Raw genomic sequence first — 10,196 nt, 5'->3', positions numbered from 1 at the left:
CCCCTGATCCCCGCCGACACCCCCGTCGGCGGGTTCCTGTGCGACGTCGACATGGGGCTGCTGCAGCCCGTCGACGCCTGATCGGACCCGCTCCGTCAGGGCTGCACGACGGACCACACGGCCGCGTCCGTGGAGCTCCATCCGGTGGCGCCCGACTCGAAGTCGGGGTTGGTCACCAGGTTGGCGCCGCCGCTGGTCCCCAGAACCACGTCGTCGACGTACACCGTGCCGGCGCCGTTGTAGGCGGACTCGAGATCGAGGTAGACCTTGCTCCGCGAACCGGTGCTGAACGACGGCAGCGTGCACTGGGACCAGGTCCCGCCCGCCGTGCACTTCACCGTGGCCAACGAGGTGGTCCACGACGCGTTCCCCCACACCGTGACCTTGACCGCGCCCGAGCCCTTGACCCACACCGAGGCGGTGTCCGTGGTGGAGGGTGACACCGTGACGGCCTGGTAGAGGTCCTTGTAGGACGCCGTGGCGGGCAGCACTGCCCGACCTGCCCAGGTGCCGCCGTGCGTGTTGCCGCCACCCCCGCCGCCACCACCGCCCCCACCGGAGCCGGAGCCGAGGCTGTCGCGGACCGCCGCGAAGGTGCCCTGGAAGGCGGTGCTGGGCACGACCTGGGACGGGAAGTTCCACCAGAAGCCGCCACCGACGCTTCCCTGGTAGCCGAGCGAGGCGCGGTAGTACTGGTCGGCGACGGGCTGCAGGTCCGCCACGGTCGGAGCGCTGCTGGAGGCGATGTTGGAGTAGGCCCACCAGTAGCGCTGGCCCTGGATCCAGTAGCCGAGCTCCCCGATCCCGATCGTCTTGCCGGTGAACTCCGTCCGCAGCTGGGTCATCACCTCGTCGAAGCCGAGACCGAGCGGCGCCTGTTCGACGTAGGTCGAGAGCAGCACCGTGTCGAGGTCCGCTCGGACCGTGGCAGGAAGGTTGGCCCGCGACCAGTTGAACACGCTGGTTCCGGCCGCGCCTGCCGTGTTGAGCTGCCAGAACAGGGTGAGCACGCGTCCCGCCCCCGGGGCGTTCGCGGTCACCCACGCCGCGGCGTCGGCGACCCTGGCGGCAGGGGTGTTCGTGCCGCTGGACAGCAGCCAGTCGCCGTTGACCTCGTTGCCCACCTCGTAGGCGTCGGGAGCGGCAGTGCCGGTGAGCTGCGTGGTGGCGTTGACGAAAGCCTGGTGGTAGGCGCTCAGCGAGCAGGTGAACCCGGGCGTGGGCGACGAGGCGTCGCAGTAGGCGGAGTCGACCGGCTCGACCATGACCTTCAGCCCGTGCGCGTGGGCATAGCTGATCTCGTTGGCGTAGGTCGAGGTCGTCACGGTGGGATCGAGCACGAACCTCACCCACCCGGTCTCCGTCGCGGGGATGGCGGTGGTGATCGCCTGAGCGGTGTCCACCGGCGTCTTGTACTTGGTCCCCGTGGCCTTCGACTCGTCGATCGTGTAGCCCAACCAGCGATCCGCCACCGCGGTGTTGGCGCTGGCGAAGGCGGTCCCGTACTCCTTGAGCATCAGCTGCGTGGCCACGTCGAGCCGGTCGAGGGCGAGGCTCCCGTTCTTCCCCTTGGTGCTCTCGCTGGCGCCGGCGGCGTTGGCGAGCGCAAGGTAGCCCACGGCCGCGTCGTAGGCCGCGTCGAACGCGGCCGAGTGGCTGTACGTCGGGCTGGTCCGGGCGGCGAGGGCGGCATCGAGCCGGCGCTTGGCGTCGTTGGCGGCAGCGAACGTGAAGTTCACGGTGCCACCTGTGGAGAAGCCGGCTCCGCCGTTGTCCAGCACCACCATCGAGTAGCCGTTCGCCGTGCTCGCCGGCCAGTTCATCGCCAGGTCGACGGCCGCCGGGCTGCTCGGCAGGGCCGCCGACAGCCCACTGCCCAGCGGGTTGGGACCGCCGACCATCTCGAGGGTGGCCGGGTCGACGAACGCATCGGCGTCGTAGCCGGCGTTCTGTCCGGTGCCGGGTCCCTTCGCGATCGTGTGCACCTGTGCCGCCGTGAGCAGGGTGCCGTTGGCGTCGTAGAAGGTCAGCGTGAGCGTGCCGCCGCGGCCCGCGCCGTTGGGGTGCAAGGACAGGCCGGTCAGCAGCAGCGGCAGGACGACGGCGACGAGCAGTAGACGACGGATCATGATGGCTCCTCGGGGTGAGGACTATTTACTTATATCTTTATGTCTTATCGCGCAAGGGGAGATCACGAATCCGCCGACATTCCCGCCCCGAGCAGCTCGGCGTCCCCTCCGAGCTCGGCGGCGACCACCAACGGGCCGTGCGGCGGCACCAGGCCCTCCTCCGCCACCCGACGACCAGCCTCGGCCAACCAGGCAGGAAACGCCCGCGCGATGCTTCCCCCCACGATCACGCGCTCGGGGTCCCAGCCGTTGACCACGTTGACGACGGCCGTCGCGAAGGCGGTCCGAGCCGCATCGAGCAGTCGAGTCGCCGGGCCGTCGCCTGACTCGTCCTCGGCCACGTCGGCCACGTCGCGCCCCGTGAGGGCCCGGCCCTCGCGCGAGCGCACCGTGGCCAGCCGCCGCCCCAGGGTGGACCCGGGGTGCGCCTCGGCGTGGGCCGTCGCCCGGCGCGCCAGTCCATCACCCGAGGCCAGTGCCTCCAAGCACCCCCGGCGGCCGCACCCGCACTCCGGACCGCCCTCCTGGACCACGAGATGGCCCAGCTCCCCGGCCAGCCCGCGGTGCCCACGGAGCAGCCGCCCCTGCTCCAGGACGGCACCCCCGACACCCGTCGACAACGTCAGATAGACCGCGTGCCCGCACCCTCGCCCGGCCCCGAAGGCGTGTTCGGCCAGCAGCGCGGCGTTGGTGTCCCGGTCGACGACGACGTCCAGGCCGAGCTCCGCGGCGAGACCGCCCCGCAGGTCGAGGTCCGAGAGCCACGCCGCGTTCGGCACCCGACCGAGGCGGCCGTGGACGGGATCGACGGGACCCGTCGCGCTGACCCCGACCCGCGCGGGGGACCCTCCGAGCTCCCTGATCGAGCGCGCGAGCGCGCCGACCACGCCGTCCCGGGGCGTCGGCTCCCTGAGCACCGGGCCCAGGCGGCCCTCGTGCCACAGCGCAGCCCTGGTCCAGGTGCCGCCGATGTCGAGCACCGCGTAGGTCCGGTCACGCGTGTCGTTGACAGCCTGAGGGGCGGATTGCATACTTCATCATAAGCATATGACTTTTATGAACGAGGGAGCGCAGAGAGTGCCACGCGAGGAGTTCTCGGAGGTCGCCGGGAACGGCCCTGGTCGTCCCCTGGCGTCGGGCTACGTGCCGCTCCACCAGCAGGTCTACGCCGCCCTGAGCTCCGACCTCACCACCGGGCGGTGGGCCCCGGGCGACCGGCTCCCGACCGAGCGGGAGCTGGCGGCCGACTTCGGCTGCAGCCTGATCACGGTGCGCCGGGCCTTGGAGAAGCTGGTGCGGGAGCGCCGGATCGTGCGCATCCGCGGGAAGGGAACGTTCGCGACCAGTCAACCGGTGGACCGCGAGCTCGCGTCGCTCTCCAGCTTCACCGACGAGATGAACGCGCGAGGCCTCGACCCGCGCACCACCGTCACCGACGCCCGGCTGGAGGAGGCCACGCCGGCCACCGCGGAGGCGTTCGGCATCCGGGTCGGCACGGCGGTCTACGCGATCGAGCGGGTCAGGTTGGCCGGAGGTGAGCCGCTGATGGTCGAGCAGGTGCGGCTCCCCGCCCACCTGTTCCCGGGGCTGCTCGAGCACGACCTCGCCCACGCGTCCCTCTACGACCTGCTGGTCGGTCAGTACGGCGTGGTCCTCGAGCGGGGTGACGAGACGATCGAGCCCGCCCTCCCGGAGCCGCGGATCGCAGAGCTCCTCGGCCAGGACGCACACTCACCGGTGCTCGTGCTGACCCTGGTGTCCTACAGCGTCGACGGCCGACCCGTGGAGTTCTGCCGCAGCATCGTCCGCGGCGATCGGGCCCGCTACCACCTCGAAGTACGCCGGGGCGGACATCTCCGCGTCCTCCACGACCAGAACCGAAACCCGAGAGGCTGACCCGTCCATGACCTCACCCCGCCTGCTCCGGACCGTCGTCGCCGCCGCCACCGGCTCGGTGCTGCTCGCATCCTGCTCGCTCCTCGGCACCAGCTCCTCGGACCAGCCGTCACGCGCCGCCGACAAAGCCTCCGGCACCGTGACGGTCTGGGACTACTACGGGTCAGCCACTCCGCTGAAGCCCGCGCTGGAGGCCTTCGAGAAGGCCAACCCGACGATCAAGGTCGACTACCAGGCCTATGACTACGACACCATGCAGGACAAGTTCTCGGTGGCCGCTTCCTCCGGGGAAGCGCCCGACCTCGCCACCATCGACATGACCTGGATCCCGACGTACGCCGCCAACGGCGTGCTCTCCGACCTGAGCACGATCTCCGGCGGCACCATCAACGGCAAGCCGATCGAGGACCAGTACTCCGAGGGTGCCCTCTCGGCGATGACCTACGACGACCACTACGTGGCGGCGCTCTACGACTTCGACGCGTACGCGCTCTACTACCGCAAGGACGTCCTGAAGCAGAAGCACCTCACGGTGCCGAAGACCTGGGACCAGCTCCGCGACGTCGCGAAGGCGATGGCCGAGGACACCAACGGCGACGGGAAGGCGGACAAGTACGCCTTCCAGGTCCTGCCGGACACCTTCCACTACGCCCAACTGCTGCTGCAGAACGGGGGGCAGATCCTCGACGGCACCGGCAAGGCGGCCGCGTTCGACTCCCCCGCGGGCGTCGCGGCGCTCGACTACATGAAGAGCCTGCTGACCTCGGGGGGCGGCATCTACTGGGGGCCGAGCCAAGGTGACTCGACGGGGTTGCCCGGGATCAACGACGGGCGGATCGGCATGTTCGTCAACGGGCCGTACATGATGGGCGTGCTCAAGGACGGGGCCAAAAAGCAGTCGGGCAAGTGGGGTGTCGCCCCGGCGCCGTACTCGAAGCAGCCGGGCAGCTATCTCGGCGGCACCGGGCTGGTCGTCCCACGCACGGCGAAGAACCCGTCGGCCGCCTGGAAGCTCGCGCAGTTCCTCCTCGAGCCGGACCAGCAGGCGCTGGTCTACACCGCTGCCGGGGCGGCTCCGGCGACCCTGGACGCGCTGGCCTCCCCGGCCCTGACGGCCCCGGACCCCTACTTCGGCGGTGTCTCGGAGTTCCCGGTCTTCCAGTCGGCGATGGCCACCGCGACGCCGTTCCCCTACGTCGCCGCCTGGCCCGACATCGACACCGCCCTGACGGACGCGGTGACGTCGGTGCTGATCGGCCAGACCACCAGCGCCCAGGCGCTCGAGAAGGCCGCGCAGCGGACCGAACGTGCGCTGGCGCGCTGAGCGAGCGACCCGCTCGTGGCGCACGACCGGGGTGGCTTACCTCCTGATCTCCCCAGCCCTGCTGCTCAGCGGCGCGTTCTTCTTCCTACCGATGACGCTCTCACTGCTCTGGAGCTTCACGCGCTACAACGGACTGGATGCGTTCAGCTGGGTCGGCTGGGCCAACTACGCCGACCTGCTCCAGGACCCTGAGTTCCTCCAGGCCAGCCGCAACACCGCCGTCTTCGGCGTGGTCACGATGCTGATCGGGCCGGGCTGGGCCTGGCCACAGCGGTGATGCTGAACCGTCGGCTGCCCGCCCGGGCGTTCTTCCGGGCGGTGTTCTTCGTCCCGGTGACCGCCTCGCTCGTCGTGGTGTCCACGATGTGGAAGATGCTCCTCAACGAGCAGGGGCTGCTCAACCGCGTGCTGCACCTAGTCGGTGTCGCACCGCACGACTGGCTCGCCGACCCCGCGACCGCGCTCTACGCCGTGTGCGCCGCCAGCATCTGGCAGGGCTTCGGCTTCGAGACGGTCGTGTTCCTGGCCGCGCTCCAGTCACTGCCCCGTGACCTCTACGACGCCGCGAGCATCGACGGCGCCGGCCCGGCTCGCAGGTTCTGGCACGTGACGCTGCCCGGCCTGCGGCCGACCCTGGTGTTCGTGTTCGTGGTGGGGATCATCGGCGCGTTCCAGGCCTTCGACCAGGTCTTCGTGATGACCCAGGGAGGCCCGGTGGGCTCCACCACCACGGTCGTCTACTACCTGGTGCAGCGGTTCCAGGCACTCGACCTCGGCCATGCGTCCGCTGCCGCCTACCTACTGGTGCTGGTCCTGGCCCTGCTCTCTGCGGTGCAGCTGCGCCTGGCGAGGAGATTCGAGTGAGGTCCGTGCCGCCCCGCCGCATCCTGCTCTACGCCGCGCTCGTCGTCTCCTCGGTGATCACCCTGGCGCCGTTCGCGTGGACGGTCAGCACCTCGTTCAAGCGTTCGGAGGATGTCTTCGCCCCGGGGGGCGGGCTGATTCCCCGCCCGTGGTCGTGGTCTGGCTACCACGACGTCTTCACCCTGGTCCCCTTCGCCCACTACCTCGCCAACAGCGTGATCGTCTCGCTGGTCGTCGTGCTGGCGAACATCGTGTTCGACACGGCGGCGGCGTACGCCTTCGCGAAGCTCAGGTTCCCTGGCCGCTCCCTGTGGTTCGGCGTGCTGCTGGTGACGCTGATGGTGCCGATGCAGGTCAACCTGATCCCGCTCTACCGGATCATGGTCCTCCTGCACCAGGCCGTCCCCGCCCTCGGCGCGAACACCCTCTCGGGGATCTACCTGCCATCGCTGGTCCAGGTCTTCGGGATCTTCTTGATGCGGCAGTACTTCGCGACCATTCCCGACAGCATCCTCGAGGCCGCGCGCATCGACGGCGCCGGTGAGCTGGCCATCCTGCGTCGGATCGTCTTCCCGCTGGCCGCGCCGGGCATCGCGACCCTCACCATCTTCACCTTCCTGGCCACCTGGAACGACTTCCTGTGGCCGCTGATCGTGGCCGGCACCGACCAGTCCCGCACCCTCCCCGTCGGACTGGCCCTGCTCGCTCGCAAGAACACCGTGAACTGGCCCGACACGATGGCGGGCGCGGTCGTCACAGCACTTCCGATGATCGTGATCTTCGTCGTGATGCAGCGCCGCTTCATCGAGGGCCTGACCGCCGGCGTGGGCAAGGACGTCGGATGATCACACTTGGAGGAAGAAACCACATGGAGATACTGCTCCGGGAGATCCGGGAGCAACCCGAGGTCCTCGTCGGTTCCGCGGAAGGGCTCGTCGGACAGACCGACGCCCTCGCGCTGGCCGCCACGTGGTGCTCCGACGTCGAACATCCTTTGGTGCTCACCGGCATGGGCAGCTCTCTGGACGCCTGCCAGGCGGCGGCGAGCCTGCTCGGTCGACTCGGTCGCCCCGCCGTCGCTGTCAACACCGCCGAGCTCGTACACTTCCGGCTGCCCTCACTGCTGCCGGGCTCGTGCGTGATCGCGGTCAGCCAGTCCGGTCGAAGCGCCGAGCTCGTCCGACTCGGCGGGAGCCTGCGTGAGGTTGACGACGTGCGCCTGGTGGCGATCACCAACGGTCCCGACAACGCCTTGGCCGGACTAGCCGACCTCGCGGTGGACATGAACGCCGGCCCGGAGGCGGGCCCGGCGACCAAGACGTTCACCGCGACCCTCGTGGCCCTCACGGGACTGGTCGAGCTGCTGGCCGCGCCCGAGCGGGCGCTCCCCATCCTCCAACGGACGGTGTCGCGCGCCACGGCAGCGGCCCAGCAGGCCACGGCGTTGCTCAGCGACGCAGAGGGCCTCGCCGCGCGGGTCGAGGACTGGGTGGGCCGGCGCGACCACCTGGTGCTCGTCGGCCGGGGCGTCGGGCGGGCCAGCGCAGAGGTGGGCGCCCTCCTGCTCAAGGAGGCCTCGAAGACGGCGGCCGAGTGCCTCGACGCGGCGGAGTTCCGGCACGGCCCGCTCGAGCTGGCCGGGCCCTCGCTGGCGGCCGTCGTGGTCTCCTTGGAGCCGACCACCCTCGAGCTCGACCGGCGGCTGCTCCGCGACCTCGACGCGCGCAGCAGCGCCACCCTCGCCGTCGGCCTGCCCGACCCGCTGGGCGTCGGTCCGCGCCTGGTCGTCGATCCTGTCCATCCCCTGCTGGACGTCGCCCTCGCCTCGTTGCCGCTGCAACTCCTGGCCTGGTCGCGCACCGGCGGGACCGGCGGCGACGCGTTCGTCGTCGGTGCCAAGGTGACGACCGAGGAGTGAGTGGCCGATGACGACACGCGAGCCGGTTCGCCGTGGACGACACTTCCTGGTCCGGGACGGTCAGCCCTACGTCCCGGTCGGCGCCCATCTCGTGCCCAGCAGCGGGCCCGACTGGCCGTGGCGGGTCGGGATCGAGGAGTTCGACCGCGAGCTGGCGGCGATGGCCGCGGCCGGCCTGGACACCGTCCGGGTGGATCTCGTCTGGGCGGCGCTCGAACCGCGCCCCGGTGAGCTGGCCGAGGACCATCTCGGGGTCCTCGACTCGCTGCTGGAGGCTGCCGACCGTCACGGGCTGACCCTCCACCCGGTGCTGTTCGTCGGCGGCGAGGTGGGCGACGCGGTCTGGGAGCCGGAGTGGGTCGGCGGCCGCAACCCACATCGCGACGAGGAGCTGCTGGACCTGCAGGTGCGGCAAGCCTCCGCGCTCGGGAGGCGATGGGCCGGGCATCCCACCCTGCTGGCGTGGGACCTCAGTGACGAGCCACCGCACTGGCTGCACAAGGACTCGACCACCGACGACGATGCCCGCGGCTGGACCCGGCTGCTCGCCTCGGCCCTGCGCGAGACCGACCCCGCTCACCTGATCACGGTGGGGACCGCCTCCCAGGAGGTGGACGGCGCGCCGTTCCGGTCGGACGTGGTGTCCGCCGAGCTGGACTTCGCCTGTGTCCATCCCTATCCGATCTATTCCCCCGAGCTCTATCCCGACGACCTGCTGTCGCCCCGGATGACCCACGCCGCGGCCTTCGAGACGGCCCTCGCCGCCGGCGCCGGCAAGCCGGTGATGGTCCACGAGTACGGCGCGTCGAGCGTCCAGTTCACCCCCGAGCAGATCGCGGCCTACGACCGGCTGCTGGTGTGGTCGGCCTTCGGTCGCGGCGCGATCGGCTTCTATGCCTGGTGCTGGACCGACGCCGAGCCCGCCGCCTACGGCCGGGCGCCCTACGTCCGGATGCCGCACGAGCTCCAGTTCGGCCTCACCGAGCACACCGGCGTCCCGCGCCCCCGGCTGGCGTCGACCGCCGACCTGGCGCGCACCCTTCGCACGCTGCCGCTGGACGGGCTGGCCGGTGACGGCCCGGTCGTCGACGCCGGGATCATGGTGCCCTTCGAGTACGCGTCGCCCTACGACGAGCGTGCCTACGGTCTCGAGGCGGAGCCCTCCGGCCCCTATCTGCCGGCCGAGCGCGCCTGGGACCCCGAGCGTGACGTCAAGCCCCTCGTGCGCGCCTGGCTCAACGCGTTCGTCCTCGCCTCGCGCGCCGGCATCTCGGCGGGTTTCCCTCGTGAGGGTCTGGACCACGCCTGGCCGGACCTGCCGCTGCTGCTGCTGCCGGCGCCGCTGACCACCACGACGTCCTCCCTGCTGCACCTGCGCACGTCGTTCTGGGCGGGCGCCGGCGACTTCCACGCGCGCGGCGGCACCGTCTACCTCTCGCTGTCCGCCGAGAGCGCCGTTCCCGACGCGGAGCGGCTGGCCGGCATCCGGCTGGCCGGGCGCGCCGCCGTCCGGGACCGCGTCGTCCTCACCGTCGTCGCCCCGTTCGGCGGGCTCGTACCGGGGGACACGATCGTCCTGCCGGCGGGCAGCGCCGACCTGCACCTGCGCGGCGCCCGGATCGAGCCCACCGACGCGGTGGTGGTGGCCGTGGACCCCGACGGGGCGCCGGCCGTCACCCTCGCCGCCCGGGGGCGGGGCCACACCGTGGTGTGCGCCTATCCGGCGGAGCTGCTGCTGGCAGCCCAGCCCGACGCCCACGCCGCGACGGACTCCTCGTGGCGCCTCTACGACGCCGTACGCCGCGTTGCCGGGCTCACCCCCGCGCTGGGCATCGAGCATCCCGACGTCTCGCGCGCCCGGCTCTCGGGCCCGGCCGGAACGCTCGTCGTCCTCACCAACCACTCCCCTGTCGAGGTCGAGGTCGAGACGGAGGACGCGCAAACGGTGCGGGTCGCTCCCCACGGACACGCCGTGCTGCCCGTCGTGGACTCCGACTGACCCTCCATCCCGGTGGCGTGGGAGATCAGGCGTCGAGAGCCTCGACGTCGACGTCGTAGGCGCCCT

The 10,196-nt window shown here is 71.1% G+C and carries 9 protein-coding genes; 7 read left to right on the top strand and 2 right to left on the bottom strand.

Features of this window, described 5'->3' with window-relative positions:
• Window positions 1-95: 95 nt before the first annotated feature.
• Window positions 96-2,129, bottom strand: a complete 2,034-nt coding sequence (locus R2740_RS18350) for a hypothetical protein (RefSeq protein ID WP_371304142.1) — start codon at window positions 2,127-2,129, stop codon at window positions 96-98.
• 62 nt (window positions 2,130-2,191) lie between these two features.
• Window positions 2,192-3,160 (bottom strand): ROK family protein, encoded by a 969-nt coding sequence (locus tag R2740_RS18345; protein ID WP_371304141.1) that lies wholly within the window; start codon window positions 3,158-3,160, stop codon window positions 2,192-2,194.
• Between the two features lie 112 nt (window positions 3,161-3,272).
• Here R2740_RS18345 and R2740_RS18340 point away from each other — a divergent pair, with 112 nt between their 5' ends.
• From R2740_RS18340 to R2740_RS18310, 7 genes are read left to right on the top strand one after another with little or no spacing between them, the layout of a single operon-like run.
• Window positions 3,273-4,025, top strand: a complete 753-nt coding sequence (locus R2740_RS18340) for a GntR family transcriptional regulator (protein ID WP_371304140.1) — start codon at window positions 3,273-3,275, stop codon at window positions 4,023-4,025.
• 7 nt (window positions 4,026-4,032) lie between these two features.
• Entirely contained in the window at window positions 4,033-5,349 is a 1,317-nt protein-coding gene (locus R2740_RS18335; protein ID WP_371304139.1) for a sugar ABC transporter substrate-binding protein, read from the top strand.
• A gap of 31 nt (window positions 5,350-5,380) precedes the next feature.
• Window positions 5,381-5,626 carry a hypothetical protein gene (locus tag R2740_RS18330; RefSeq protein WP_371304138.1) on the top strand — a complete coding sequence of 82 codons (246 nt, stop codon included), beginning with the start codon at window positions 5,381-5,383 and terminating at the stop codon, window positions 5,624-5,626.
• On the top strand, window positions 5,626-6,213 hold the full coding sequence (locus tag R2740_RS18325; RefSeq protein WP_371304137.1) for a carbohydrate ABC transporter permease: 588 nt from the start codon (window positions 5,626-5,628) through the stop codon (window positions 6,211-6,213). Before R2740_RS18330 ends, R2740_RS18325 begins: the two co-directional genes overlap by 1 nt.
• Window positions 6,210-7,058: a carbohydrate ABC transporter permease gene (locus tag R2740_RS18320; RefSeq protein ID WP_371304136.1), complete on the top strand. Its 849-nt coding sequence runs from the start codon at window positions 6,210-6,212 to the stop codon at window positions 7,056-7,058. The genes R2740_RS18325 and R2740_RS18320 overlap by 4 nt, the downstream gene beginning before the upstream one ends.
• Before the next feature lie 23 nt (window positions 7,059-7,081).
• Window positions 7,082-8,131, top strand: a complete 1,050-nt coding sequence (locus R2740_RS18315; RefSeq protein ID WP_371304135.1) for an SIS domain-containing protein — start codon at window positions 7,082-7,084, stop codon at window positions 8,129-8,131.
• Window positions 8,132-8,138: 7 nt separating this feature from the next.
• Complete coding sequence (locus tag R2740_RS18310) at window positions 8,139-10,130, top strand: cellulase family glycosylhydrolase (protein ID WP_371304134.1); 1,992 nt, start codon at window positions 8,139-8,141, stop codon at window positions 10,128-10,130.
• The last annotated feature ends 66 nt before the right edge of the window (window positions 10,131-10,196 follow it).

The sequence above is a fragment of the Nocardioides sp. genome (assembly GCF_041393715.1).
Classification (GTDB): domain Bacteria; phylum Actinomycetota; class Actinomycetes; order Propionibacteriales; family Nocardioidaceae; genus Nocardioides.
Note: the sequence above shows the minus strand (reverse complement) of the source record. Positions and strands in the feature narration are given on the sequence as shown.

Bases quoted from the DNA above. Each gene is read 5' to 3' on its own strand.
- R2740_RS18310 (WP_371304134.1), top strand. From the start codon at position 8,139: ATGACGACACGCGAGCCGGTTCGCCGTGGACGACACTTCCTGGTCCGG.
- R2740_RS18345 (WP_371304141.1), bottom strand. From the start codon at position 3,160: ATGCAATCCGCCCCTCAGGCTGTCAACGACACGCGTGACCGGACCTAC.
- R2740_RS18315 (WP_371304135.1), top strand. From the start codon at position 7,082: ATGGAGATACTGCTCCGGGAGATCCGGGAGCAACCCGAGGTCCTCGTC.
- R2740_RS18325 (WP_371304137.1), top strand. From the start codon at position 5,626: ATGCTGAACCGTCGGCTGCCCGCCCGGGCGTTCTTCCGGGCGGTGTTC.
- R2740_RS18350 (WP_371304142.1), bottom strand. From the start codon at position 2,129: ATGATCCGTCGTCTACTGCTCGTCGCCGTCGTCCTGCCGCTGCTGCTG.
- R2740_RS18335 (WP_371304139.1), top strand. From the start codon at position 4,033: ATGACCTCACCCCGCCTGCTCCGGACCGTCGTCGCCGCCGCCACCGGC.